Raw genomic sequence first — 26,334 nt, 5'->3', positions numbered from 1 at the left:
CGGGCACCGGCCCCCGCGGTCAGCGGCGGACGAGACGGGCGCGACGCCGGACGACCGAGCGCGGCACCACCCGGAGCAGCCCCACGATCGCCTTGTACTGCATGCCCGGCACCGACACCACCCGGCCCTTGCCGACGTCGTCCAGGCAGTCCGAGACGAGCCTCGTGGGGTCGAGCCACATGAAGCCGGGGCCAGGCTTGCTGATGCCCGCCCGCTCCTGGAACTCCGTGTTCGTGAAACCCGGGCAGAGAGCCGTGACGGTGACACCCGACCCGGCGAGCTCGCTCGCGAGGCCCTCGCTGAACGTCGTCACCCACGCCTTCGCGGCGGAGTAGCTGCCGGAGGCGATGAAGCCGGCGACCGACGAGACGTTGATGATGGCGCCCCTTCCGCGCTCGCGCATCGCGACCCCGGCCACGTGCGAGAGGACGAGCACGGCCCGGGTCAGCACGTCGAACGCGGCCTCTTCATCGGCGAGGTCGTTGCGCAGGAAGCTGCGCCGCTGGCCGTAGCCGGCATTGTTGACGAGGACGTCGACGGGGCGCTCCGGGTCAGCGACGCGGTCGGCCACGAGCTGCAGGGCCGACCGGTCCGAGAGGTCGGCGGCGAGCACCTCGGCGGAGACGGCATACCTGCTCTGCAGCTCCGCTGCGACGGCCTCCAGACGTGCGCGGTCACGGGCGACGAGCACGACGTCGTGACCGCGCGCGGCAAGCTGCCGCGAGAACTCGTGGCCGATGCCGGCGCTCGCACCAGTGACGAGGGCCGTGGGTCGCGTCGTCCGGTCTGCACTCATGCGCCTCACCCTAGGCACCCGGAGTCGGCGCCGCGGTCTAGGGTGACCGACTGTGCGCATCGCCACCTGGAACGTCAACTCCATCCGGTCCCGCATCGACCGCGTCGAGGCCTGGCTCGGCCGCAGCGACGTCGACGTGCTCGCGATCCAGGAGACGAAGGCACGTGAGGACCAGTTCCCCTTCGACCGTTTCGCGGCGCTCGGCTACGAGGTGGCCCACCACGGCCTGAACCAGTGGAACGGCGTCGCGATCGTGTCGCGGGTCGGTCTCGAGGACGTCCGGGTCGGCTTCGACGGCATGCCCGGTTGGGGCGAGCCGGTGGCGCCCGAGGCCCGCGCCCTCGGGGCCGTCTGCAACGGCGTGCGCATCTGGTCCGTGTACATCCCCAACGGCCGTGCGCTGGGCGACCCGCACCTCGGCTACAAGCTGAGCTGGCTCGAGGCGCTCGCCGCCACCGGGCGCGGCTGGCTCGCAGCCGACCCCGACGCGCAGATCGCCCTCCTCGGCGACTGGAACATCGCCCCCACCGACGCCGACGTGTGGAGCGTCGCCTACTACGAGGGCAGGACCCACACGTCACCCGCGGAGCGCGCGGCGTTCCAGGCCGTCGTCGACGCCGGCTTCAGCGACGTCGTCCGGCCGCACACCAGTGAGCCGGGCACCTTCACGTACTGGGACTACACGCAGCTGCGCTTCCAGAAGCGTCAGGGCATGCGCATCGACTTCGCACTGTGTTCCCCCGCCCTCGCGTCGCGCGTCGTCGGCGCGGCCATCGACCGCGAGGAGCGCAAGGGCAAGGGAGCCTCGGACCACGCGCCGGTCGTCTTCCAGGTCGAGCCGTGACGAGGCAGGAGAGGCGCAGCGGCGTCGCGGACTCGGGCCTGACGGTCAGAGGCCGACGAAGCGCGGAACCTCCGCGTCGGCCGTGGTGCGCGTGGTCGCCCGCCGACGCGTCCCGAGGGTGAACGCGACGGCGGCACCGACGAGGGCTGCGACCCCGCCGCCGAGGAACACCGTCTGCACCTGGACGACGCCGGCGCCGATGAGCGCGTCGGTGTCGAGCGGGTCCGGCAGACGACGCACCGCCTCGAAGTAGCGGCTGAGACCGATCGAGGTGAGCAGGGCCAGCCCGACGACCATGCCGACCATTCGGGCCACGACGACGAGGGCACTCGCGACGCCGTGCGCGTCGGCCGGGGAGTCGGCGAGAGCGGCGTCGTTGACCGGCGCGAGGGCCAGGCCCATGCCGAGCCCGACCACGACGAGGACCACCGTCGCGGGCACCGTGTCGGAGATCGTCTCGAGCGTCCACCGCGACATGACGAGGAGACCACCTCCGGCGACGAGCAGGCCGACGCCGGAGACGAGTCCGTTGCCGAGCGACCGCAGCGACCACCCGCCGACGAGCGCACCCACCGGGACGGCGAGCAGGAAGCGGACCAGGACGAGCGCGGCGCCCGTCTCGTCGTAGGTGTCGGTGAGCCGGGCGAGAAGCGGCACATCGACGACGACCGCGACGAGGGCCGTGCCCACGAGGAGGCTGACGAGGAGGGACCGCAGCCCACGGGCCCCGACGACGCCGCGCGGGATCAGCGGGTCGGCAGCGCGGCGGTGCCACCACGCCAGCACGAGGAGGGCAAGTGCGCCGACCGGCAACAGGCTGTAGCCGAGCGGCCCGACCACCTCCTTCTCGGGATCGGACGACGCGAACGTCAGGACGAGGCTGCCGAGCGCAACCGCGACGAGCAGCGCGCCGAAGAGGTCCGCACGCCGCAGCACCGCCCACCAGCGCCCAGCCGTGGCGGCGGCCAGCAGGGCGAGCAGACCCAGGCCCACGACGCCGATCGGCGTCATGACCCGGGACTCGCCGGCGAACGGGACGAAGGGCGCCCCCAGCGTGACGTCGGTGACGAGTGACTGCGGCGCCGCGAGCGCGAGTCCCGTGACGCCGGCCCCGAGCACGGCCAGGATCGCAGCTGCCGTCGTGACAGCCCGTCGACGGGCGCTCGGCGCCGGCGGGGTGTCGTCGACCGGCAGGCGCGCGGTCCGGCGTGGCCCGAGGAGGTGGATGACGGCATACAGGACGAGTGCGGCAACTGCGTTGAGCCAGAAGATCGTCCGCCACCCCGACCAGACGAGCACGATCGCGCCGAGCACCGGCCCGAGCACCGAGCCGAGCTCCTGCACGGCACCGACGACGCCGAGCGGCGTGCCGCGACGGTCGACCGGCCACAGGTCGGCCACGAGCGCCAGCGTCGCCGGTACGAGTCCGCCGCCGCCGATGCCCTGGAGCACGCGGCCCGAGACGAGGACCGACATCTCCACCGCGAGCGCCGTGACCGCCGAGCCGACGACGAACACGACGAGGCAGCCGAGCAGGATGCGGCGACGGTCGAGCAGGTCGGAGAGGCGACCGATGAGCGGCAGGACGGCGATGTAGCCGAGGAGGAAGCCGGAGATGATCGGTGTCGCCCGCTGGAGCGCGTCGATGCCGATGCCGACGCCCGCCATCATGTCGGTCAGGGCGAGCACGACGACGTAGGTGTCGGCGGCCGCGAGGGCCACGGCGGCCGAGGCTGCCGTGAGCAGGGCGAGGCGGTGGGGTGCCGGTGCGGCCGCGGTCTCGGTCACCGTGACGTCAGGGCTTGGTGATCGTGACGGGCTGGCCGTACTGGTCGAGCGTCAAGGTGTACGTCGACGTCGTGCCCGCACCGAAGAAAGGCCCGGTGATCACGACCTGGCGCAGCTGCTGGGCGTCGGTGAGACCGTACGTGACGGTGAAGGTGCCGCTGCTGTCGCCGATGAGGAAGAGGTCGGTGACGGCCTTGCCCGGGAGGCTGCCCTTGATGGTCGAGAGCACCTCGGGCCCCTGCCGCACCTGCTCGCCCGCGGTGGGCGAGGCGGTCGCGGTGAGCAGCGACGTCAGCCCCTTGTCGGTCGAGAACAGGACGGCTGGGTCGGGCAGCCCGAAGGCCTTGGGGTCGATCCTGTTGGTCCCCGGGAAGAGCGGCAGCTTCGCGTAGACCTCGCCGTCGACCGACGTGATCTCGGCATCGGCCTGCACGCCCTTGAGCGTGACCTTGAAGGTGCCCTTGAACGCCGGCGGGTGCTTGCCCCAGCCGTCGGCCGACACGACGCCGCTCGCATCCCGGGGCACGTTGGCGCTCACCAGCTTCAGGTGGACCGACGGCGCGGCGTCGACCGCCGCCCTTGCGGCTGCGAGGCGCTGCGCGGGAGACAGCTGCGTCTGGCTCGGGGTGGACCCCTCGGGGTCGCCGGAACAGGACGCCACCGTGATGACGCACAGCGCGGAGAGGGCGGCGGCGGCGAGCTTTCCCGAGATGCGCATGGGGGTCAGGCTAACCGAGCGGGGGTGCCGCCTCGGGGCGCCGCTTCGGGGCGCCGGGGATTGTGGGTATGGCTATGGTCGGGACCGTTGGCGGGACAACCCTGCCACCTGACGAAGGAGCACCAACCCATGGCCCTGCTCGGAGTCATCCTGCTGCTGCTCGGCGCCGGTGCCGGCGTCGTCGCCTACCTCGCGACCCGCGGTGGGGCCGGGACGGTCGCCGTGACCGCGCTCGGCTTCTCGCGCAACGCGACGCCCCTGGAGCTGATGCTCTACGGCGCCGTCACCGTGCTCCTGTTCGCCCTCGGCTGGGCCCTGCTCTCGGCTGCGGCCCGCCGTCGGGTACGCCAGCGCCGCGAGGAGAAGGGCGAGGCCCGCGTCACCGAGCTCGAGGACAAGGCCGAGGACATCCGCCGCGACCACGAGCGCCGGCTCGACGACGCAGGTCTGCGTGACGAGGACCTGCGCCGTCGGGAGGACCAGCTCGCCGCTCGCCACGAGGGGCTCGACAAGCGCGAGGCCGAGCTCGACCGTCGAGAGTCCGAGTGGCGTGAGCGCGAGGGCCGGTCGGTGGCCGATGTCGAGCGACCCGCCGAGACGGGCGCCTCCCGCCGCGACGAGCTCGATGAACGGGCCGACCATGGCGACCCTCTTGACCTCGACCGCGACGGCCGCGACGACCGCGTGGAGCACCGGCCGCCCACCGAGGAGCGCGGACGCGACTCGACGGCGTGAGGGACCACACGGCATACGTCTTCGACCTCGACGGCGTCGTCCGCGACTTCGCGACGGGCGACGCGAGCCCGGCCATCGAAGCCGCTCTCGGGCTGCCCGCGGGGCACGTGTCGGCCACGGCGTTCCGCAGCGAGCTGCTGGTGCCGACGGTCACCGGCCGGCAGACCTTCGCCGAGTGGTACGCCGCGATCTGCACCGCGCTGGAGGAGGTCGTGCCCGAGCCCGACCGTGTCCGGGAGCACATGGAACAGTGGCGGGCGCACCGCGGCTCCGTCATCGAGGAGACCGTCGAGCGGCTCGAGACGTTGCGCGCCGACGGTCACCGCACGTACGTCTTCACGAACGGCACCGACCAGGTGCCGCAGGAGCTGGAGCAGCTCGGCATCACGCGTCTCTTCGACGGGCTGCTCAACAGCGCCGACTTCGGCGTCGCGAAGCCCGACCCCGAGGCGTATGCCGCCGCCCACGCCGCGATCGAGCACGACCTCGGGCGCCCCGTCGCGCGGTCGGACGTGTGGTTCACGGACGACCGCGACGAGAACGTCGCGGCCGCCCGTGAGTTCGGCTGGGACGCAGAGGTCTTCACGCGCTGAACCCCCGTCAGCCGAGGACGAGCTCCTCACCCGTGTCGTCGACGCCCACGGTCACGGTCGACCCGTCGCGCACCTCGCCCGACAACAGGCCCCGCGCCAGCCGGTCGCCGATCTCGCGCTGGACGAGCCGGCGCAGCGGACGCGCGCCGTACGCCGGGTCGTAGCCGCGGCCGGCGAGCCACTGGCGGGCCGCGTCCGTGACGGCGAGCGTGATGCGCCGGTCCGACAGCCTCGAGGCGAACGCGCGGACCTGGAGGTCGACGATGTGCGCGAGGTCGTCGCGGCTCAGGGCGTCGAAGACGACGACCTCGTCGAGCCGGTTGAGGAACTCGGGCTTGAAGGCCGAACGCACCACGCCCATGACCGACTCGCGCCGCGCCTCGGGACTCAGCGTCGGGTCCGTCAGGAACTGCGACCCGAGGTTGGACGTGAGCACGAGGATCACGTTGCGGAAGTCGACCGTGCGGCCCTGACCGTCGGTGAGCCGGCCGTCGTCGAGCACCTGCAGCAGGATGTCGAACGTCTCGGGGTGCGCCTTCTCGACCTCGTCGAGCAGGATCACGGAGTACGGCCGGCGACGGACCGCCTCGGTGAGCTGCCCGCCCTCCTCATAGCCGACGTAGCCCGGGGGCGCACCGATGAGCCGGGCCACCGAGTGCCGCTCGGAGTACTCCGACATGTCGATGCGCACCATGGCGCGCTCGTCGTCGAAGAGGAAGTCGGCCAGGCTCTTGGCGAGCTCGGTCTTGCCGACGCCCGTCGGGCCGAGGAAGAGGAACGAGCCGGTCGGCCGGTCGGGGTCGGAGACGCCGGCACGCGTGCGCCGGACGGCATCCGACACGGCCCGGACGGCGTCCGTCTGACCGATGAGGCGCGCACCGATGTGCTGCTCCATGTGCAGCAGCTTCTCGGACTCGCCCTCGAGGAGACGGCCCGCCGGGATGCCTGTCCAGGCGGAGATGACGTCGGCGATGTCGTCGGCACCGACCTCCTCCTTGACCATGGGGGCCTCGTCGGTGGCCGTCGCCGCGGCCTCGCGCTCCTGGGCCGACGCGAGCTCCTTCTCCAGTGTCGGGATGTCGCCGTAGAGGATCTTCGAGGCGGCGCCGAGGTCGCCCTCGCGCTGGAGGCGGTCGGCCTGCGTGCGCAGGTCGTCGATGCGGGCCTTGAGGTCACCGACGGCGTTCAGGCCGGACTTCTCCGCCTCCCACCTGGCGTTGAGCGCCGCGAGCTCTTCACTGCGGTCGGCGAGGTCCTTGCGCAGTCGCTCGAGCCGTTCGCGCGATGCCTCGTCGGTCTCCTGCTCGAGCGCGAACTCCTCCATCTTGAGCCGGTCGACGGCACGGCGCAGCTCGTCGATCTCGACGGGGCTCGAGTCGATCTCCATGCGCAGGCGCGAGGCCGCCTCGTCGATGAGGTCGATGGCCTTGTCGGGCAGCTGGCGGCCGCTGATGTAGCGGTCGGACAGGGAGGCGGCTGCCACGAGCGCCGAGTCGGCGATCGTCACCTTGTGGTGGCCTTCGTAGCGCTCCTTGAGGCCGCGGAGGATCGCGATGGTGTCCTCGACCGAGGGCTCACCGACGAAGACCTGCTGGAAGCGCCGCTCGAGGGCAGCGTCCTTCTCGATGTGCTTGCGGTACTCGTCGAGCGTCGTCGCCCCGACGAGGCGCAGCTCGCCGCGGGCGAGCATGGGCTTGAGCATGTTGCCGGCGTCCATCGCGCCCTCGCCGCCGGCGCCGGCCCCGACCACGGTGTGGAGCTCGTCGATGAAGGTGATGATCTGCCCGTCGCTCGACGTGATCTCGTCCAGCACGGCCTTGAGCCGTTCCTCGAACTCGCCCCGATACTTGGCGCCCGCGACCATGGCCGCGAGGTCGAGGTTGTAGAGCGTCTTGTCGCGCAGGCTCTCGGGCACGTCTCCCTCGACGATGCGCTGGGCCAGGCCCTCGACGACGGCGGTCTTGCCGACGCCGGGCTCACCGATGAGGACAGGGTTGTTCTTCGTGCGGCGGCTCAGCACCTGCACGACGCGGCGGATCTCGGCGTCGCGGCCGATGACGGGGTCGAGTTTGCCGTCGCGCGCCCGGGCCGTGAGGTCGGTGCCGTACTTGGCGAGCGCCTCGAACGTGCCCTCGGGGTTGTCGGACGTGACAGGACGCCCGCCGCGCAGCTCAGGGATCGCCTTCTCGACAGCGTCGGCGTCGATGCCGAACTGCCCGGTGCGGGCCAGGGCGAGGAGCAGGTGGTCGGTGGAGACGAAGGAGTCGCCCATGGCCGTCATGTACTGCTGGGCCTGCTGGACGACGCGCAGCCCTTGGGGCGAGAGCTGCGGCTGCTGGACGCCTCCGGTCACCTGCGGCATAGCGGCCATGGCCCGTTCCGCAGCGGTGGTCGCAGCCTCGACGCTCGACCCCCCGGCCGTGAGCAGGGCTGGGGTGGTGGTGCCGCTCTGGGCTGCCAACGCGAGCAGCAGGTGAGCCGGCTCGATGTTCGGGTGGTGCTTGCCGGTGGCCGTCGTCGCGGCCTGGGCGAAGGCCTCCTGAGCCTTGTTGGTCAGGTGAAGGTCCATGCGTTCTCCTGGTACGGGGACTCGGTCAGTGGTGACAACCGGTGTGAAGTTGAGTGTATTCCACTCAACTTCTTGCGCTGGGCCAGCGTGCCGACCGGCGGGCCACGGACCCTCCTCAGTCGTACGGGTCGGGGTCGTACCAGCCGTCGTGCGCCGCGGCCAGCTGCATGAACCGAGCGGCGTATGCCGGGTCGTCGGGGGTGCGCACGTAGACCGCCCACTCGTGGTCGTCGGAGTCGTCCTCACCGGCGAGCGCCTCTCGCACGACTCGCACCTCCGTCAGCCCTTCGGCCTCGAGCGCGTCGGCGAGCTGCTCGGCGTCGTCACGGTCGGGCAGGACGATCAGGTGCTCGACGACGGGGCCGGGGCTCACAGGGCCAGCGTAGGCGGGCCGGAGACGCCGTGGCGGCTCACGGCCGGCCGGACCGTGGACCCTCGCGTCAGACGGCCTCATCCGGCTCGGAGCCGGTCTCGACGACGCGCCGGGCGATCTCGCGCAGCTTGACGTTGTGGTGCTGGGACGCCCGCCGGAGCGCCCCGAACGCCTCTTCCGAGGTCATCCGGTGGCGCTCGATGAGGATGCCCATGGCCTGCCCGACGAGGCGGTGGCTCTCGACCGCGAGCTCGAGGTGGGCCTCGTTCTGGCGGAACCGGTCGACCATGACGATGCGGTCGACCGACTGGGCCAGGGAGTGGAGCAGCAGCTCACCGACGGTGCGCTGCACCGCGTCCTCCCCCACGAGCTGTCGGGCCTCGACCCAGACCCGGCACTGTGCGTGCTCGCCGCCAGACGCGATGAGCACCCCGCCATCCAGGTGGTCGAGCGCCAAGGCTGCGTGGGCCGCAGGCGTCAGGGCGGACCCCGGGACGATGCCGGACGCGCTCGCGTACAGGTCGTGCTGGCTCGTCGTCACGCGCAGCACGACCTCGCCGCCGAGCGCGTCACCGAGGGCAGCAGCAGCGACCGAGAGCATCTCCTCGAGGTCCTCCGACCGCACCATCTGCCGAGCCGCTGCGATGATCCGCTCGGCAGCGCCGGTCGCCGGGCGCGACGGGGGCGGGACGCTCACGAGGGCCTCCAGGGGTACGCGTGGGAAGGCCCGCGAACTTGGAGGCAGCACAGTCTTACATCCGGTCCCGGGCTCCGACAAAACCCGGCTCAGGCGTGGTCTGGGTCCTGGCCGCTCTCGACGACCCTGGCCGCGATCTCGCGCAGCTTGATGTTGCGGTTGAGCGAGGCCTGCCGCAGCATCTCGAACCCCTGTTTCGCCGTGACCCGGTGTCGTTCGATGAGGACACCGACGGCGTGGCCGATGAGTCGGTGGCTCTCGATGGCCTGCTGGAGCTGCTGCTCCTTCTCGGAGTGGGCGCGCTGGGCGACCACGCGGTCGACGGCCTGGCCGAGCGTCTGGGCGAGCAGGTCGCCGACGATCAGCTCGTCGCTCGAGACGAGGCGCGGTTCGTCGAACTGCACCCACGCGCGGCAGTCGGACTGCTGGGCGCTCGGAAGGAGCAGCAGGCCCTCACGCTTCTGCCCCGCGAGCGCGTCGTGGTTGTGCGGCGTCGACTCGAGGCCGCGGCGGACCGAGGCGTCGAGGTCCGACGGGGCGACGTGACCGCGGGGCGAGAGGAGCACGACGTCGCCCTTCTCGGGCGCGACCCGCAGCGTCACCTCGCCGTCGAAGAGCACCGTGAAGCCCGTGACGGCCGTCGCGAGTGCCTGGGCGAGCTCGTCGGCGGCCGCGAGGTCGACGGCGATCCGTGCGGCGAGCTCGCGGCGCATCCGCGACTCGCGCTCTCGTGTCTCGTCGGTGACGACGACGATGACGAAAGCCGGGTGCTCGGCCGTGCCGCTGACGCTCGCGGCGCGGGCGTGCACCCACGCCTCGCCACCGCCCCGACGCAGGACGCGGTAGCGGCCCTCGACGACCGGCTGGCCGGCGCGCAGGAGCTCCAGTCGTTCCTCGTGCGCCCGACGCTCCTCGGGGCACTGCTCGGCCGGGATCCACCACGGGTACGGCGGTTCGTACGGGCCGCCGTCGAGGGACCACCCGAACGCCCTCGTGAAGGCGGCGTTCATCTCGAGGACGCGCCCCTCGGCGTCGCTGACGACGAACGGCTCCTGGATCGCGCCGACGATCGCCCGCAGCCACGAGGCGTCTCGCGAACGGGACCGGGACCGGACCAGGTTGGCGGCGAGCCGCGCCCGCAGTTCCTCGGGCTCGAACGGCTTGATGACGTAGTCGTCGGCGCCCTCGACGAGGCCGGTCGTGCTCGCCTCGACGCCCGCCCTCGCCGACAGCAGCACGACCGGCAGGTCGCGCAGGTCGGGGTCGCTGCGGATCTCGCGGACCAGGGTGAGGCCGTCCATGCGCGGCATCATGACGTCCGCCAAAACAATCGACGGGCGCTGCGAGCGCATCCACTCGAGCGCCTCCACCCCGTCGCGGACCGAGGCGACGTCGTAGTCGACGACGAAGTGCCGCGCGACGTAGTCGCGCATGTCGTGGTTGTCCTCGACGATCAGCAGCGTGGGCCGCACGCCGTCTGCCGCCTCGACCACGGTGTCCAGCGCGGTGTCGGTTGCCGGCGTCGAGATGGGGGCCGGCTCGTCGGCGCCGACCTCGGGCTCGTCGGGCACGACCCACGTGCGTGCCTCGCTGAGGAACGACTCGACGGTCCGCGGCGTGATCGAGGGGCGCTGCGCCGTGTCGTCGCTGGGCGACCCCCACGGCAGGTGGACCGTGAAGGTGCTGCCGCTCCCCTCCTTCGAGGTCACCGTGATCGTCCCGTCCTGGAGGTCGACGAGCTGCTTGACGAGCGCGAGGCCGATGCCGGCGCCCTCGCGGGACCGGCGCTCGTCACGGCGGTCGAGCTGGCGGAAGCGGTCGAAGACGCGGTCGAGGTCGGGTTCGGCGATGCCGATTCCGGTGTCGGTCACGGACACCGCATAGCCCTCTGCGTCGGTGGTGAGCCGCAGCGCGATGCGGCCGCGCGGCGTGAACTTGAGCGCGTTCGAGAGGAGGTTGAGCACGATCCGCTCGAACATGTCCACGTCGACGTAGGCCTCGCGGTCGATGTCGTCGCACTCGACCTCGAAGGCGAGGCCCATCCGCTCGATGGCTGGACGGAAGTTCGCGGCGACCCCGCTCGTGAGCTCCTCGACGTCGGCCCGGACGCGGTGCGCCTCGATCGCACCGGCCTCCGCGCGCGTGAGGTCGAGGATGCGGTCGACAAGGCTGGAGAGCCGTTCGGTGTTGCGACCGATGAGCTCGAAGCGCTGGCGCTGCTCCGCGTCGAGGGTGGGGTCGAGGAGGGCGTCGTGCACCGGGCCGGCGATGAGCGTGAGCGGCGTGCGCAGCTCATGGCTGACGTTGGCGAAGAAGTCGGCCTTGGCGACGTCGAGCTCGACGAGCGACCTCGCCCGGTGCCGTTCGTGGCGCAGGTGACGCAGCCCGCTGAGGACCGAGGCGACGTGCGAGGCGCACAGCTCGGCATGCGCCTGGAGCGCGGAGTCCCAGGGCCGGCGCGGGTTCTCGGTCAGGACGAGGCGAGCGCTCGGCTCGCCACGTCTCGGCCCGAGGACCGGCACCACGTGGACGCCGTCCTTCTCCGCGGGAGCACCGCCCGGCCCCGCCCACACGAAGTCGGCCTCCAGGAGGTCCTCGGTGTGGGCGCGGAGCACGTCGAGGGTGCGGCGTCGGACGTCCTCGGGACCGTCCGCGTCGGCGAGGGTGTCGACGAGCTCGGCCGAGGCCCTGGCCCGGCGTTCGGCGAGCACCTTGACCGTCGTCTCGGTCGCGACGGTGAGCACGCCGCGCACGATGCCGTCAGCGTCGCGGATCGCGCCGTGCGACCACGTGAAGAAGGCCTCCTCGAGGAAGCCGTTGCGGTCGACGACGAGCAGCTCGTCCTCGACCCACGTCGCCGGCCCGCCGGCCACCACACGGTCCAACATCGGCCCGATGACGTCCCAGACCTCGGGCCACACCTCCTGCACCGGCCTGCCCCAGGCCGCCGGATGCTTGTTGGCGCCGAGCAGCGCGCGGTAGCCGTCGTTGTAGATCATGGCCAGCTCGCTCCCCCAGCACACGAGCATGGGGAAACGCGAGGCCAGGCACACGTCGACGACGGTGCTCAACGTGGCGGGCCACGTGTCGAGCGGACCGAGCGTCGTCGCGGACCAGTCCGTGCTCCCGAAGAGCTCCTGCATCTCGCTCCGGACGGACAGCGCGCCGGCGAGTGCTGCGTCCGTCGGGATGACACGCGAGAGGTCGCTCTCGGGTTGGTGCGGGGTCACACGACCTTCCGGACTGTGGACAACGGCGGACCTCCGCGGAGACGAACTGCGACAACTGCCCCTTGGCTCGAGGCTGGCACAGTCTTGCACACGACCCGGCCTGCCGGGGCGCGGAAGCTAGCGCTCCGGACGCCAGACCACGAGCGCCTGGGACGAGGGTGACCGTGGCGGCCTCTGCCCGGGCCGCACGGTGACGACCTCGCCCCGCGGGCCGACCGCGAAGACCCGCGCCCCGGCCGACAGCGCGGCCTGCGCCACCGACAGCTCGGCGGTCAGCTCCTGGACCCGGGTCTGGAGCGCCGACACGTGGTTCTCCAGGTCGAGGATGCGCTGGATCCCGGCGAGCGAGACCCCTTCCTGCGAGAGTCGCTGCACCTCACGGAGCAGCGCGACGTCGCGCGTGCTGTATCGCCGGCCCCCTCCGCGCGTGCGCGACGGGGACACGAGGCCGAGCCGGTCGTACTGGCGCAACGTCTGCGCGTGCATGCCGGCGAGCTCGGCCGCTACCGAGATGACGAAGAGGGGAGCGTCGTCGTCGTGACCGCCGGGGCGAGCACTCTTGCGTGCCATGGGGACCACCGTCCTCTCGTCAGGTCCGGGCCCTCTGGAAGAGGTCCGCCCGCGGGTCGCGCCCGTCCTCGGCTGCCGCCATGGCCTCGATCGCCTCGCGGGCCTCGTCGGTCAGCCTCTGCGGAACGACGACCTGGACGCGGGCGAGCAGGTCACCCGTCGTCGTGCCGCGCTTGACGCCCCGGCCCTTGAGCCGCAGGACTCGCCCGCTCGGAGTACCGGGGGCGACCTTGACCTTGACGGACCCGCCGTCGAGGGTGGGGACCGCGACCGTCGCCCCGAGCGCGGCCTCCGCGAACGTCACCGGCAGGTCGAGGGTCAGGTTGTCGCCCTCGCGCCCGAAGACGGGGTGCTTGTCGACCGAGACGGTGAGGATGAGGTCACCGGCCTGGGCGCCGGGGTCGCCCCGACGGCCCTTGCCACGCAGGCGGATCCGCTGACCGTCCTTGACGCCGGCGGGGATGCGGACGTTGATGCGGCCGAGGTCGGGCGAGCTGAGCGTGACGGTCGAGCCCTCGACGGCGTCGCGGAAGCCGATGCTCGTGCTCGCCTGGACATCGACGCCCGGTCGCGGGCCGGCCGGGGCGCCGTAGCCGCCGAAACCGCCGGGTGCCCCACCGGGGCCGGCACCGCCGAACATCTGCCCGAGGATGTCCTCGAGGTTCGGCTGACCGCCGCCCGCGCCGAAGGGGACGCGCTGCCCTCCCGGGCCGCCCGCACCGCCGAACGCGGAGAAGATGTCCTCGAACCCGGCGCCGGGACCCCCGGGACCACCCGCCGTGAAGCGGGCGCCACCGTGCGACATCGCGCGGATCGCGTCGTACTCGCGCCGCTGCTCGGGATCGGACAGGACGGCATACGCCTCGCCGATCTCCTTGAAGCGGTCCTCCGCCGCGCTGTCGCCGACGTTGTGGTCCGGGTGCATCGTGCGGGCGAGCCTGCGGTACGTCTTCTTGATCGTCGCGGCGTCGGCGTCCTGGGGCACGCCGAGGATCGCGTAGAAGTCCTTCTCGAACCAGTCCTGACTAGCCATGGCGCACCTCCTTCGTCACTCTGCTCCCATCATCAGGTATGCCGCCGGGCTGCGGGTGCAGCCCGGCGACGGACGTGTCAGGCGGGGTCGGCAACCGAGACCCGTGCGGCACGGACCAGCCGGTCACCGATGCGGTAGCCCGGCTGGAGCACCTGGACGACTGTCGTGCCCGAGGCGCCCTCGGGCAGCTCGGCCTCGATGTGCATGAGGGCCTCGTGCACGTTGGGGTCGAACTCCTGGCCGGCCTCGCCGAGCCGTTCGACGCCGTACCTGCCGAGGATCGACTCGATCTTGTCGGCGATCGCGGCGAACGGGCCCTCGGAGAGGTCTCCCGCCTGGCGCGCCATGTGGATGTCGTCGAGGACCGGCAGCAGCGACTCGACGACGCTCCCGACGGCCGTCGTACGGATGACGTCGCGGTCGCGGTCGACCCGCTTCTTGTAGTTGACGTACTCCGCCTGCAGGCGCTGGAGGTCGGCGAGCAGCGAAGCGGCCATGGTGTCCTCCTCCGCGAGGGCCGCGCCCTCTGACTCGTCGCCCGGCGGCTCGTCGCCCCCGGACACGGCAGACGGGTGGTCGAACTCGTCCTCGCCGCCCGGCTCCGACGACGCACCGGGACCGCCCTCGTAGAACGAGTGGCGCTGCCTGCCGTGCGGCTCGCCGCCGCCCCGCGGCGGGGCGCCGGCAGCGTCGCCGCTGCCGGCCCCCGGCGCACCCGTGGCGGTCACGTCGGGCTGCTCGCCGGACGAGACGTTGCTCGGGGAGTCGGTCACTTGGCGTCCTTGACCTCGTCGTCGTCGACGACCTCGGCGTCGACGACGTCGTCATCGGCCGCACCGGACGCGCCCGCGGACTCACCTGCGTGCGGCGAACCGTCCTCTGCGCCAGCCGAACCGGCCGCACTGGCGTTGGCCTGCTCGGACGCGTACACGGCCTGACCCATGGCCTGGGACTTCGTGTTGAGGTCCTCGACCTTGGCCTTGACGTCGTCGGCGGTAGCCTCGGAGCCCTCGGCGATCGCCGCCTTCAGATCGGCGAGCGACTCCTCTACCGGCGTCTTCACGTCGGCCGGCACCTTGTCGCCCGACTCCTTGAGGAATGTCTCGGTCGAGAAGACGAGCTGCTCGGCCTGGTTCTTGACCTCGGCCTCCTCGCGACGCTTGCGGTCCTCGTCGGCGTGCGCCTCGGCGTCCTTGACCATGCGGTCGATCTCCTCCTTGGAGAGGGCCGAGCCGCCGGTGATCGTCATCTTCTGCTCCTTGCCGGTGCCCTGGTCCTTGGCGGAGACGTTGACGATGCCGTTGGCGTCGATGTCGAAGGTGACCTCGATCTTCGGCACGCCGCGCGGGGCCGGCGCGATGCCGGTGAGCTCGAAGGTGCCGAGCGACTTGTTGTGCTGGGCGATCTCGCGCTCACCCTGGAAGACCTGGATGAGGACCGACGGCTGGTTGTCGTCGGCGGTGCTGAAGATCTCCGAGCGCTTGGTCGGGATCGCGGTGTTGCGGTCGATGAGCTTGGTGAACAGGCCACCCTTGGTCTCGATGCCGAGAGAGAGCGGCGTGACGTCGATGAGCAGGACGTCCTTGCGCTCGCCCTTGAGGACGCCGGCCTGGAGGGACGCGCCCACGGCGACGACCTCGTCGGGGTTGACGCCCTTGTTGGGCTCCTTGCCGGCAAGCTCCTTGACGAGGTTGGCCACGGCGGGCATGCGCGTCGAGCCGCCCACCAGCACCACGTGGTCGATCTCGCTCACCTTGATGCCGGCGTCCTCGATGACCTTGTTGAACGGCGCCTTCGTCCGGTCGAGCAGCGACTTGGTCATCTGCTCGAACTGGGCGCGCGTCAGCGTCTCGTCGAGGTGGATCGGGCCGTCGGGGGTCATCGAGATGTACTGGGCCGAGATGTTGGTCGACGTCGCGGTCGACAGCTCCTTCTTGGCGCGCTCGGCCTCGTCACGGAGGCGCTGCATCGCGATCTTGTCCTTGGACAGGTCCTGGCCCGTCTTGTTCTTCACCTGCGTGATGAGGTGCTGGACGATGACCTCGTCCCAGTCGTCACCACCGAGGTGGTTGTCGCCGTTGGTCGCCCGGACCTGGATCGTGGCGAAGCCGTCCTCGGCGTCCTTGCCGACCTCGAGGAGGGACACGTCGAAGGTGCCGCCACCGAGGTCGAAGACGAGGATGAGCTCGTCCTCCTTGCCCTTGTCGAGGCCGTACGCGAGGGCGGCCGCGGTGGGCTCGTTGACGATGCGCAGGACGTTGAGGCCGGCGATCTCACCGGCTTCCTTCGTGGCCTGACGCTGGTGGTCCTCGAAGTACGCTGGGACGGTGATGACGGCGTCGGTGACCGTCTCACCGAGGTAGGCCTCGGCGTCGCGCTTCAGCTTCTGCAGGATGCGGGCGCTGATCTCCTGCGCCGTGTAGGTCTTGCCGTCGATCTCCGGCGTCTTCCAGTCAGTGCCCATGTGGCGCTTGACCGAGCGGATCGTCCGGTCGACGTTGGTGACGGCCTGGCGCTTGGCGACCTCGCCGACCAGCACCTCGCCGTTCTTGGAGAACGCGACGACGGACGGCGTCGTACGCCCGCCCTCGGCGTTCGCGATGATGCTCGGCTCGCCGCCCTCGAGGACGGAGACGGCCGAGTTGGTGGTACCGAGGTCAATTCCGACCGCACGTGCCATGGGTGACTCCTTGGAAGTTCGTGGTCTTGCTGGTGGTCTGGTGAACAGGTCCTCGCTCAATCTGCTCCCGGTCAGCCGTCATTGTCAAAACCGGACTCGCAAATCTTGCGTTCACCACACTCAACTTCGTGGGAGCGGGGATTGTTCCCGCCGGCGGGCGCGTCCGACACCCGGACTCGGCGTCAGGCTCTGCTCCGGCGGCCCACCTCGGCCAGCAGCGCCACATGCGCGTCGTCCCACCGGTCGAACGCGCCGGCGATCCGGTCGAGCTCGGTCGGTCGTGGGTGAGCCTCCCGCGCGGCATGCAGGAACTCGCGGGTGACCCTGGACCTGTCGACGTACTCGACGAGGGTCACGACGGCCGTCCGGGCGGTCGGCTCGGACATCAGCGGCATCGCGTCCGGGCGCAGGTCGAGCGGGGGTACCGGCAGCAGGCTCGTCGCGAGCTCGCCCAGGTGCTTGAGCCAGGTGTCGTCCGGGGCCGCGGCCACGAGCTCGTGGCGCACGGCGGGTCGCAGCTCCGGGTTGTCACCGCGCAGGGCGAGCAGGGCCGCAGGACTCAGCGGCCCGTCCGTGAGACGTAGCTCGCCCCGCAGCCGGGTGGTGACGTCGGTGGCCCGCTCGCCGAGCACGTCGTGCGTCCGGGGCCCTCGCGCGTTCCCGGGGCGGGCGCGCCGGGCCCGGTCACCGAGGGACCGCAGGTCGGCCGAGATCTCGAGCAGGTCGCGTTCGGCGTCCCCGAGCACCGCGGCGAACGCGAGCATGATGTCGGGATCGGGCACGTACAGGCCGGCCACGTCACGGACGACCATGGTGCCGGCCTCCCACGAGGCGAGTGGCGCGCCCGTCAGGCGATGGACGACGTACTGGCGGAGCTGGTCGACCGGGTAGAGGTAGCGGGTGGTGAGCGACTTCGCGGTCGGCGGCGGGGCGTGGAGCGGCTCGAGGCCGTCGAGGGCGAGGCCCTCGGCAGCACGAGCCAGGGCTGCCACGAAGGTGCCGAGCACGGCCTGCTCGACCTCCGGACCTCCCGCCGACGGCATCGCGAGCAGCGCCGCCCGGGCGTCGACCTCGTCCGACAAGAAGCGGCACAGCACGTCGTAACGACCGAACGGGTCAGTGCTCGTCTCCCTGCTCTCCCTGCTCGTCGTCGGGTGACCACTGACCTCCGCGACGTAGGCCGCCCACTGCGCCGAGTCGGAGTACGCCTGAGGCAGCCACTCCGGTACGGACGGGTCGGGGCCCCACTCGCGAGTCCGGAACAGGTCGACGGCATCGTCGGCCTCCCCCACCTCGAGCAGCGCAGCTCCCTGCGTCGCGACGTAGCCGGACCAGAGGTGCGCGGGGAGCAGCTGCGCGTGCTCCGGGGTGAGCCGGTCGCCACGGAGCAGACGCAGCTGGGCCTCGACCTGCGGGGCCATCTCGGACACGCTCTCGCCCAGCTCACGAGCCAGCCGTGCGTGGTGGTTGCGCTCGGCGAGCACGCGGCCGTGTGCGCTCTCCCACTCGCCCTCGAACACCGGCGGATCCCCGGTGGCGAGCATCATCCGGTGGTAGAACGCCTCGACCACCTCGGGCGTCGCCTCCTCCATGAGGTCCGGCACCGGGTTGTACCAGCGGGCTGCCCGCTCGTGGATCGCGCGCACCCGGTCGCGCATGTCGGGATCGCCCGACATGAGGGCCAGCATCGCCCGCCGGACCTCCGGCTGGTGGTGCAGGCTGCCGTCCTCGGCCCGCCGCACCAGCCACACCTCGTCGGCGAGCCGGTCGACGAGGCGGTCGGCCTCCTCCTCGCCGATGTCGGTGAAGCCGCATGGTTCGGCCAGCACGTCGCGTACGAGCTGGGGGGTGACCCGGCGGAGCGCGAGCCCGGGGTGCGCGAGCTGCTGCACCCGCTCGTCGCCGATGTGCTCGAGGAAGCGGTCGTAGAGCACGGCGCGGCGCAGCTCCTCGTCGAGGGCGGCGTCGATGCCGTCGCTGCTGAGGAACGCGTCGCGGTCCGAGGCGGCCAGCCGGCCGACGAACCGGGCGGCGACGTGCAGGCTGAGCGGGTTGCCACCGACGAGCGCCGCGAGGCGGGGCGCGTCGTCGTCCGCGACACCGAGCCGCCGGAGCAGCTCCGCGGCCGCATCCTGCCCGAGCTCGCCCAGCTGCACCTCACGGCCGGGAAGGGTCGCGAACCGGGCGCGGCCGGAGACGATGACCCGCAGCCCGGACAGGCCCATGCCGTCGCGCAGCCGGAAGAGCCAGTCCGCCATGACGGGTTCCGGGTCGTTCCAGCTGGTGCGCGGGCCACTGAACGGGCGGGCGCGTTGCCACTCCTCGAAGGTGTCGAGCACGAGGACCACCGGTTCGAAGGCGTGGACCGAGCCCGTGACGAGGGGGTGGACGCGTCCCTCGAAGGCGGAGTAGCTGCGCACGGACCTTTCGGCGTCGGGACTCGCGCCGGAGGCCAGCTCACGCCGCTCGATCCGTGCCTGAGTCTCCGCCGCTCGCGCCTCGGCCAGCCCCTGTGCGAGCTCGGGCCAGGCGAGCTCCAGCTGGCGGGTCACCTCGTAGCCGAGCTCGACCTCCGCATGGGGCCGGAAGGCGACCCGGTCGAGGTCGATGACGACCACGGCCGGCGCCGGCACGCCCGCGAGCAGCGCGTCGAGGCGAGGAGTGCACACCCCGGCGAGCAACGTCGACTTGCCCGCGCCCCCGATGCCGCTCAAGGTCAGCACGGGGACGGAGGGCCAGCCCGCGGCCGGGGGCGCCAGCAGGAAGTCCTCCACCTCGCGTCGCTGCGCCTCGCGCCCGACCAGGCCGTGGGCGAGCAGACCGACATAGCTGTCGCGGATCGACTCGACGTGGGCTCGGCACGTCGCCCAGGCGATGCCCTCGCGCACGTCGCCGAGATCCGAGACCCACAGCAGGGCCTGCGCCACGTCGGCACTGGATGCGCCCGCCACGACGTCGTCAGGGACCCGCGCCGCAGGGTGCGGGAGCGGGCTGTCCAGCGCCCCGCCGAGCCCGCCGACGACACCGGGAACCAGGCGCCGCAGCACCTCTCCGGCAGCGTCCGTCGCGACGCCCGCCGCTCGTGACAGGGCGGCGGACAGTCCGGCCGGCCCGTCCCGCAGCCGGGCCAGGACCTGGCCGCGCGGTATGGAGCGCATCGTCCACGTCATCCGCCCGTCGACGACGGCGCGGTCACACTCCGCGGCGAGTGCCCCGAGCAGCCGGCTGCGACGCGCCGGGTCGGGCTCGTCGCGGACGAGGTCGCCCGGACGCACCGCACCGCTCAGTGCCGCGAGCGCCCTGACCTCGTCGAGGGCGAGCGAGCGGGCGTCGGGGCCCGGCGCGCCGGGCCCAGGCTCGGGACGCGCCGGAGCGCGCTCCAGGCTGTCGGCGAACGCCGCCACCTCGGCCGGTGGTCGAGCCGACCACTCCTTGACGAGGGCCAGGATCGCGGGGTCGTCCGGACGCAGCCGCGGCACGGCACCCTCCGGGCTACTCATCCCGCACCCCCGCAGCCACCAACGCGCTGATGAACGCACCCACCTTCAGCGCCAGGTCTCCACGCGCGTGCTCGGCCACCTCGTACGGGCCTGCCCCCGGCTTGGTCGCCTGCGACGCGGCGAGGGCGGCTCCGACCAAGGGCCGCAGCGTCGCGACGACGCCCTCGCTGGTCTCCGGCGGCAGCAGGGTGCGGGCGATGTCGTCGACCGTCGGCGGCTCGAGGTACTCGACGCAGGCCTCGAACCCCGATGGCAGCGACTCCTGCCAGCCGGCCAGGACCAGCCGGACGCCTGCGGCGTGCGGCAGCTCGAGCACGAGCTGGCGCACGAGGTCGATGACCGCCGCCGACGGGCGGGAGGCGCTGCTCTGGAACCCCTCGAGCACGAGCCAGGCACCGGTCTGGCCGGCGATCCCGTTCAGCGTCTCGGCCAGTGCCGGTGCCGTCCTGTTGCGCGTGTCGCGTTGGCGGGTCGTCAGACCCATGGATCCGGGCGCGCGCACCGCAGCGGCGAACGCGCCGGCCACCTTGGCCGCGAAGGTCTCCGCGTCGTCCCCTTGTGCGTTGGCCAGGTCGAGGGCTGCGTACGCGCCCCCGAAGGGGGTGACGAGGGCGTGCACGAGGTGTTTGGTGAAGCGCAGACCCAGACCGGGCGCCGGCGCCAGCACGGCCAGCAGCCGGTCCTGCGCTGTCGCCCCGGGGCCCATTCCGCGCCAGATGCGCTCACGAGTGGCGGCACGTCCGATGACGACTCGCGTCACGGCTGCACCGGCCTCGTCGAGGAGCTCGACGGTGGGCACGGGGGGCGCGGTCTCGGGCAGCTCGAGGGCGGCGAGCCGCGGGACCCACGGCACGACCGGGACTGCCCTGTTGTTCGCCTCGTCCTCGCGCACGACGGCCGACAGGCCGCCTGCCTGGTGGAGGCCGACCACCCTGAACTCGGAGTCGAAGACGGGCGCTCCCGACGAGCCGCCGCTCGTGTTGGCGGAGTGGAGCAGCCGCAGCGGGGGATCCCCGAGCCGGCGGTCGACCCGCCCGATCGACCACAGCATCGGCAGCCCCTGCCCTCGTCCGTCGCTCGGGTGGTGGAGCACGTGCACCTGGAAGGGCTTGCGTGGCAGGCGCTTCCGCGGCGCCGTCGGGTGGAACGGCTGCCGTTCGGCCAGCCGCAGGATCGCGACGTCCCACGGGCCCTCGGCCCCGATGCCCTCGACGCTGTCGAGGACGAACGTCCCGGCCCCCAGCTCGTTCGGTGCGGGTGGGCTGAAGTAGGCGAGCCATCGGGTGCTGAGCGGAACCGGCCTGCCGGGAAGGCGAGTCGGCTTCTCGTCGTCGTCGAGCAGGTCGGCCACGTCACCGAACGTCACTGTCACCCGGCTCGTGGAGTCGACCTGCGCGACAGGTGCGGTCGGGTCGCTCAGGTCGACCAGGTCCTGGACCACGTGGGCGGCCGTGGCCACCAACGTCGGCGCCACGAGGACGCCGGTGCCGGCCTGCTTCTCGTCGACGTCGACCCGGCACACGAGGTCACAGGCCAGGAGCATGCGACGCGCCGCCACCCGCGCGTCCGTCGGGGCGTAGACCGCCGACGAGAACGTCTGCAGGGCGGCGAGCCGGTCGAAGACGCCCTGCTCGATCGCGGCCGCCTCTCCGGCGGGCCCCTGCCTGACGAGACCCTCCTTCACGAGGGCCGCCTGGAAGGCCAGCACCTTTCCCCGCCCGGCCGCGTTGACGAACGCGCTCGCCACGTAGTCCTCGGGATCCTCGTAGTCGGCGTTGCGGATGCCGAGCTGGTCGAGGACGACCCGGATGCGTGGGATGTCGGCCACCACGGAGGCGGCGAGGGCGAGCACTCGGGCGTCCCAGTCGGTCATGGCCCTCACCACCCCGGCACGGCGTCGACCAGCTGCGGCGTCGCACCCTCGAGGGAGTGCGCCCAGTTGACGCGGCCGGGGTCGCCGGCGAAGTGGATCCCGAGCACGAGCCGTCCGCCTGCCTCGAGATCGACCACCATGGAGCCGGAGCTGCCCCCGAGGGTGCTGGCGTCGTGGCCGATGACCCACCGCCGCCCGTCGTCGGCCACGTCTCCCCGGCCGTAGGTCAGCAGGCCGGGTGTCAACCGCTTGACGCCCTTGACACCGGCGAAGAGGGCGGCGAAGACATCGGGGGTGGTCGAGCGGGCGCTGCCCGGGAACCCGACGACGTAGACCAGCCGGCCGCGCGAGGCGAGTGCCCCCCGCGTGACCGGGTCGTCGCCTCTCGCAACCTCGACCGGCGTGGGGAACGACTGGCCCGCAACCTCCTCGAGCTCGAGGACCGCGAGGTCCAGGCCGTCGAAGTTGACGCCGCGCAGCGAGGGATGGGCGTGGCTGGGGTCCCCTGCTGGACCGACGGCCACGACACGACGAACCGGGAACCGCCGACCGCCCGGCTGGGCCCCGATCTCGGCACCGAAGTCCACCGTCACACCGGGCTTCAGGTCGCCCGTGAAGCTGCCGTCAGATCGGGCCGGATGCAGTGAGATCGCCTGCAGCACATGGTAGTTCGTGACGACCAAGCCATCGCCGACCGCCCAGGCCGTCCCTTGGTAGCCCAGGGTTGCACCCGGGTCGTCCACCCGGCCTGCCGCCTGGCATGCCGTGCGGACCTCGGACTCCACCCGCGCGAGCGTCGCCGCGCAGTCCCGAGCCGCCGGCGCCAGCAGGTCGACGAAGTCGTCCTCGACGAAGAGGACCGGACGGGACCCGTCGCTGTGGACGACCGCCTCGAGCCCGGCCAGCTCGTCCCGGCCCAGCCGGGCCCGGTCGCCGCGGTCGACGACCTCGCGCAGGCCGTGCCGTGCGCCCGCGGTCAGCTGCCGCAGGGCCTCCGGGTCGGCGTGCTCGCCGAGCCGGTCCTCGAGGTAGCCGATGTCCTGCATGAGCCGCCGCACCTGCAGGTCGGGGTCCACGACCGGCGCCGACAGACTGCCCGTGGACTCGAGAGCGGCACCGCTCCCCGTCGCTGTGAGCAACCGCTCGTACACCGACCCCACCGCCCCAGCGGACATGACGCACCTCCGATGCGTGACCGCGCGGCCGCGCTGGACACGGCCTGACCATCAGTATGTTCTCCAGAGGCGGGCGGCGTCGGGGAAATACGTCACCGTGCGTGCGTGGACAGCGGGGAACGTGCTGGGAACGCGATCAGGTCCAGGGACCGGTGCCGCCGATGCGCTCGACGTCGTACCAGACGACGAACCCGCCGTCGGTGCGCGGCGCCGGGAAGGTGACATCGCGCCCGACGTACGTCTTCGCGAGGCCGTCGAGCGCCTCCCAGGCACCGCCCTCGGTCACCGTGGCGCGAACGCGGAGCACCGCGTACTCGTCGAGGAAACGCCCCGGCACACGCGGCCCCTCGAGGGAGATGACGGCACGCGGGTCGCGGCGCATGTTGCGCACCTTGACCGTCTCGTGGAGGTGGCCCGTGTAGAGCCGGTCGCCGTCGCGGCCGACCCACACGACGGTCACCTGCGGGCTGCCGTCGGCGTTGACGGTGGAGACGTGGGCGAGGGGTCCGCTGTCGACGAGGGTGCGCAACCCTTCCGGGATCGTGGTCACCTGCCGAGCGTAGGCCCGGTCAGCTGACGCGGCGCAGCTCGAAGGCTTCTCGCAGCGGCGCCACGTCGGCGTCGGGCACGTGCGACCGGGCCAGCTCGTACGTCTCGTCGACGAGGCCGACGAGCGTCGCCACGGCCTCGCGTGGTGGCGCGACGAGCAGCGACCGGATGCGCTCGGCGAGCCGGTCGGGTCGCCGGGGCAGCAACCGCTCCTCGTGGTCGAGCCACTTGTGGAACGGGTGCGGGATCCACACGCGGTTGATGCCGAAGAGCGCGTCGAGCACGCCCTGGACGTCGTCGACGAGGTCACGGTGGAGCAGCAGCACGTCGTCGCGCGCCGCGAGCATCTCTAACCGCTCCCGCGAGCGCAGGTCGAGGCCCGTGAGCACCATGGCGACCGCAAGCGCCTCGGGGTAGTCGTGGCACCGGGTGCGCCACGCGTCGATGACGTCGTGGCCGTGCAGCGGTATGCCGTCGCGCAGGGCGGTGACGCGCACCTGCAGCTCCGCCTCGGTGTCGCCCTCGAGCACGCGGTCGAGGTAGCCGTCGATCGTGGCAGTGACGAAGCCGCTGACGTCGATCTTCACGCCGTCGACGAGCAGCCCGTCGGCCCACTCGTTGTCGTCCTCCTCGGCGTAGACGCGGATGGCCCCGGCGCCCTCGACGGCTGCCTCACGCTCGGCGACCGTGGGCGCACCGGCCCAGTACACGTCGAGCTCGATGTCGGAGTGGGCGTCGGCCCAACCCCGGCCCACCGACCCGCCGACGAGCGCGGCGACGACACGGTCGTTGGCGGCGTACGCCCGGACCGCCTTGCGCGCGATGGCGATCCGGCGCTCGACCTCGTCCACGGTCACGCGCCCCCGGGGAGGCGCACGCTGGCGACGGTCGTCAGGACGGGGTGGGCGTCGTCACCGTCGCGGACCTCGCCGCCCCGCCACACGATCGCGAGGTCTCGTCCCTGGACGGTCAGCTCGGCGAGGCAGTTGTCGAACCACGGCCCGTCGGTGACCCGCCACGGGTAGGCGGGGTCGGGGACGCGCTTCGAGCTGCCGGCGACCGCACGCATCGGCCGGACGAGACCTCTCGCGAAGAGCGACATCATGACGCGAAGCCCCCGCGGCATCGGGTTGCGGATGGGTGAGCACACGGCCTGCAGGACGCGCGACCTCGCGCCGTAGCGGGTGCGTGCCTCGAGGACCTCGGCGACGTACGAGTTGTGCACGTCTCCCGAGAGGAAGACGACGCTTGCCGGCGCCTCGCCGCGCCCACCACGCGCCACCTCCATGACCAGCTCGAAGACCTCGGCGAACCCGCCGTTGAACGCCGCCCAGTGCTCGAGGTCGACAGTCCGGCGCACCTTCTCGGCACCCTGAGCGACGAGTCGGCCGTGGGCGCCCGTCGCGAGCACCTCGTCGATCGCCTCGAGGTCGTGCAGGCCCGGCGGGAGCAGGAACGGCAGGGACGTGCCGACGAGCAGGTGCTCGACGTCACCGGTCAGCTGCTCGGAGAGCCAGCTCATCTCGTCCGGGTCCAGCATCGAGCGGCGCTCCGGTTCGAGGACGCGGGCCGCCCGAGAGTCGACGACGACGAGGCGGCTGTCGCCGAGGTCGCGTCGGAAGCTCCATCGGTAGACCTCGGGGTGGCGGTCGACACGGCGCGCCAGGTCGAAGACGGCCTCGGTCAGGTCGAGCTCGCTGGCCTCGACCTCGGCCTCGGCAGACGAGCGGGTGGTCGGGTCACCTTCGGCCGCAAGGACCTTCGCGTAGATCTCGTCTTCGGCGAGCAGGCCGGGCGAGAGGTTGCCGATGTGCTGGTAGACCCAGTAGCTCGCAAGCCCGCCCATGAGCCGCTCGTGCCACCACGGGGTCCGGTTGATCTCCTGGTGCCACCGCCACGAGGTGTTCCAGTCGTCGCGGATGTCGTGGTCGTCGAAGATCATGCAGCTGGGCACGGTCGAGAGCAGCCAGCGGTTCGCGTCGTCGTGCCAGGCGAGCCAGTAGAGGTGCGCGTACTCCTCGTAGTCCTTGATCTCCTGTCCCGGCGCCTCGTCGAGGGATCGGCGCGACGCGATGAACTCCCGCATCGCCTCGGAGGTCTCGTCGGCGTAGACCTGGTCGCCCAGGAAGGCGACGAGGTCGGGCCACGCCTCCTCGTCACGGCCCAACGCGAGTGCCAGCGTGCGCACGGCGTCGACCCCGTGGGTGCGGTGGCCTTCCCGGTCGTGCGGGGCGGTCGTGCGGCACGAGCCGAAGAGCAACCGCGTCGGTCGGGCGCGGTCGATGGTGCGGATGCGCGGCGGCGGGAACATGCTGTCGGGCTCCGGCCACGCGCGCTCGGCCCCGACCCGGACGGCATACTCCCACTCGCCGCCCGGCTCGAGCCCGTCGACGACGACGAGGGCGTAGTGGTGGCCCTTGACCGAGAACGTCGGGGCGCACCACTCGCGGCCGTCAGCCTCGACGGTGACGACCGCAGCGCCGGACGTCTCGACCCACACCGTCGCGTCGGTCTCCCCGACGTAGCGCAGCATCGGGCCGAGGACGAGCGGGCTTCGCGGCACGGATCGCGCAGTGGATCGGGTCATGGCTCAGGATTACCCACCCGGGCA

At 72.1% G+C, this 26,334-nt stretch carries 20 protein-coding genes; 3 read left to right on the top strand and 17 right to left on the bottom strand.

Annotated elements, in window-relative coordinates; genetic code table 11:
• Window positions 1-19: 19 nt before the first annotated feature.
• A complete protein-coding gene (locus tag H9I49_RS06455; protein WP_188029431.1) occupies window positions 20-796 on the bottom strand; it encodes an SDR family oxidoreductase in 777 nt (258 codons plus the stop codon).
• A gap of 52 nt (window positions 797-848) precedes the next feature.
• On the opposite strand from H9I49_RS06455, the gene H9I49_RS06450 reads away from it, so the two are divergent.
• Complete coding sequence (locus H9I49_RS06450; RefSeq protein ID WP_188029430.1) at window positions 849-1,640, top strand: exodeoxyribonuclease III; 792 nt, start codon at window positions 849-851, stop codon at window positions 1,638-1,640.
• Window positions 1,641-1,685: 45 nt separating this feature from the next.
• On the opposite strand, the gene H9I49_RS06445 is transcribed toward H9I49_RS06450, so the two are convergent.
• Window positions 1,686-3,428 (bottom strand): MFS transporter, encoded by a 1,743-nt coding sequence (locus H9I49_RS06445; RefSeq protein WP_188029429.1) that lies wholly within the window; start codon window positions 3,426-3,428, stop codon window positions 1,686-1,688.
• Between the two features lie 7 nt (window positions 3,429-3,435).
• Window positions 3,436-4,146 carry an LppX_LprAFG lipoprotein gene (locus H9I49_RS06440; RefSeq protein ID WP_188029428.1) on the bottom strand — a complete coding sequence of 237 codons (711 nt, stop codon included), beginning with the start codon at window positions 4,144-4,146 and terminating at the stop codon, window positions 3,436-3,438.
• Window positions 4,147-4,275: 129 nt separating this feature from the next.
• Between H9I49_RS06440 and H9I49_RS06435 the strand changes: the two genes are divergently transcribed.
• The gene (locus tag H9I49_RS06435) at window positions 4,276-4,881 is read left to right on the top strand and encodes a hypothetical protein (protein WP_188029427.1); all 606 of its coding nucleotides are present in this window, start codon (window positions 4,276-4,278) and stop codon (window positions 4,879-4,881) included.
• Window positions 4,878-5,474: an HAD family hydrolase gene (locus H9I49_RS06430; protein WP_188029426.1), complete on the top strand. Its 597-nt coding sequence runs from the start codon at window positions 4,878-4,880 to the stop codon at window positions 5,472-5,474. The genes H9I49_RS06435 and H9I49_RS06430 overlap by 4 nt, the downstream gene beginning before the upstream one ends.
• A gap of 7 nt (window positions 5,475-5,481) precedes the next feature.
• On the opposite strand, the gene clpB is transcribed toward H9I49_RS06430, so the two are convergent.
• The 14 genes from clpB to H9I49_RS06360 form a co-directional block, all read right to left on the bottom strand.
• Entirely contained in the window at window positions 5,482-8,043 is a 2,562-nt protein-coding gene (clpB, locus tag H9I49_RS06425; protein WP_188029425.1) for an ATP-dependent chaperone ClpB, read from the bottom strand.
• A gap of 115 nt (window positions 8,044-8,158) precedes the next feature.
• A complete protein-coding gene (locus H9I49_RS06420) occupies window positions 8,159-8,416 on the bottom strand; it encodes a ribonuclease E inhibitor RraB (RefSeq protein ID WP_188029424.1) in 258 nt (85 codons plus the stop codon).
• Between the two features lie 67 nt (window positions 8,417-8,483).
• On the bottom strand, window positions 8,484-9,113 hold the full coding sequence (locus H9I49_RS24365; protein ID WP_223128266.1) for an ANTAR domain-containing protein: 630 nt from the start codon (window positions 9,111-9,113) through the stop codon (window positions 8,484-8,486).
• Window positions 9,114-9,202: 89 nt separating this feature from the next.
• Window positions 9,203-12,343, bottom strand: coding sequence for an ATP-binding protein (locus tag H9I49_RS06410; protein ID WP_188029423.1), 3,141 nt, complete (start codon window positions 12,341-12,343; stop codon window positions 9,203-9,205).
• Between the two features lie 117 nt (window positions 12,344-12,460).
• Entirely contained in the window at window positions 12,461-12,913 is a 453-nt protein-coding gene (locus tag H9I49_RS06405) for a heat shock protein transcriptional repressor HspR (protein ID WP_188029422.1), read from the bottom strand.
• A gap of 19 nt (window positions 12,914-12,932) precedes the next feature.
• Window positions 12,933-13,946: a DnaJ C-terminal domain-containing protein gene (locus H9I49_RS06400; protein ID WP_188029421.1), complete on the bottom strand. Its 1,014-nt coding sequence runs from the start codon at window positions 13,944-13,946 to the stop codon at window positions 12,933-12,935.
• Window positions 13,947-14,023: 77 nt separating this feature from the next.
• Window positions 14,024-14,719, bottom strand: coding sequence for a nucleotide exchange factor GrpE (locus tag H9I49_RS06395; RefSeq protein WP_188029420.1), 696 nt, complete (start codon window positions 14,717-14,719; stop codon window positions 14,024-14,026).
• The gene (gene dnaK / locus H9I49_RS06390) at window positions 14,716-16,626 is read right to left on the bottom strand and encodes a molecular chaperone DnaK (RefSeq protein ID WP_188029419.1); all 1,911 of its coding nucleotides are present in this window, start codon (window positions 16,624-16,626) and stop codon (window positions 14,716-14,718) included. Before dnaK ends, H9I49_RS06395 begins: the two co-directional genes overlap by 4 nt.
• Before the next feature lie 182 nt (window positions 16,627-16,808).
• Complete coding sequence (locus H9I49_RS06385; protein WP_188029418.1) at window positions 16,809-20,126, bottom strand: hypothetical protein; 3,318 nt, start codon at window positions 20,124-20,126, stop codon at window positions 16,809-16,811.
• Complete coding sequence (locus H9I49_RS06380; RefSeq protein ID WP_188029417.1) at window positions 20,119-21,999, bottom strand: serine protease; 1,881 nt, start codon at window positions 21,997-21,999, stop codon at window positions 20,119-20,121. The genes H9I49_RS06385 and H9I49_RS06380 overlap by 8 nt, the downstream gene beginning before the upstream one ends.
• A 5-nt stretch (window positions 22,000-22,004) precedes the next feature.
• Complete coding sequence (locus H9I49_RS24190) at window positions 22,005-23,174, bottom strand: serine protease (RefSeq protein ID WP_188029416.1); 1,170 nt, start codon at window positions 23,172-23,174, stop codon at window positions 22,005-22,007.
• Between the two features lie 136 nt (window positions 23,175-23,310).
• Window positions 23,311-23,724: a PPOX class F420-dependent oxidoreductase gene (locus H9I49_RS06370; RefSeq protein WP_188029415.1), complete on the bottom strand. Its 414-nt coding sequence runs from the start codon at window positions 23,722-23,724 to the stop codon at window positions 23,311-23,313.
• Window positions 23,725-23,743: 19 nt separating this feature from the next.
• Complete coding sequence (locus H9I49_RS06365) at window positions 23,744-24,580, bottom strand: hypothetical protein (protein ID WP_188029414.1); 837 nt, start codon at window positions 24,578-24,580, stop codon at window positions 23,744-23,746.
• Window positions 24,577-26,286 (bottom strand): alkaline phosphatase D family protein, encoded by a 1,710-nt coding sequence (locus H9I49_RS06360; RefSeq protein ID WP_370587453.1) that lies wholly within the window; start codon window positions 26,284-26,286, stop codon window positions 24,577-24,579. The genes H9I49_RS06365 and H9I49_RS06360 overlap by 4 nt, the downstream gene beginning before the upstream one ends.
• Window positions 26,287-26,334: the final 48 nt, after the last annotated feature.

The sequence above is a fragment of the Terrabacter sp. MAHUQ-38 genome, assembly GCF_014518425.1.
Taxonomy (GTDB): Bacteria; Actinomycetota; Actinomycetes; order Actinomycetales; family Dermatophilaceae; genus Terrabacter.
The sequence above is the reverse complement of the archived record's forward strand: the minus strand, read 5'-3'. Positions and strand labels throughout refer to the sequence as shown.

Bases quoted from the DNA above. Each gene is read 5' to 3' on its own strand.
- H9I49_RS06455 (WP_188029431.1), bottom strand. From the start codon at position 796: ATGAGTGCAGACCGGACGACGCGACCCACGGCCCTCGTCACTGGTGCG.
- H9I49_RS06440 (WP_188029428.1), bottom strand. From the start codon at position 4,146: ATGCGCATCTCGGGAAAGCTCGCCGCCGCCGCCCTCTCCGCGCTGTGC.
- H9I49_RS06435 (WP_188029427.1), top strand. From the start codon at position 4,276: ATGGCCCTGCTCGGAGTCATCCTGCTGCTGCTCGGCGCCGGTGCCGGC.
- clpB (WP_188029425.1), bottom strand. From the start codon at position 8,043: ATGGACCTTCACCTGACCAACAAGGCTCAGGAGGCCTTCGCCCAGGCC.
- H9I49_RS06405 (WP_188029422.1), bottom strand. From the start codon at position 12,913: ATGGCACGCAAGAGTGCTCGCCCCGGCGGTCACGACGACGACGCTCCC.
- H9I49_RS06400 (WP_188029421.1), bottom strand. From the start codon at position 13,946: ATGGCTAGTCAGGACTGGTTCGAGAAGGACTTCTACGCGATCCTCGGC.
- dnaK (WP_188029419.1), bottom strand. From the start codon at position 16,626: ATGGCACGTGCGGTCGGAATTGACCTCGGTACCACCAACTCGGCCGTC.
- H9I49_RS06385 (WP_188029418.1), bottom strand. From the start codon at position 20,126: ATGAGTAGCCCGGAGGGTGCCGTGCCGCGGCTGCGTCCGGACGACCCC.
- H9I49_RS06380 (WP_188029417.1), bottom strand. From the start codon at position 21,999: ATGACCGACTGGGACGCCCGAGTGCTCGCCCTCGCCGCCTCCGTGGTG.
- H9I49_RS24190 (WP_188029416.1), bottom strand. From the start codon at position 23,174: ATGTCCGCTGGGGCGGTGGGGTCGGTGTACGAGCGGTTGCTCACAGCG.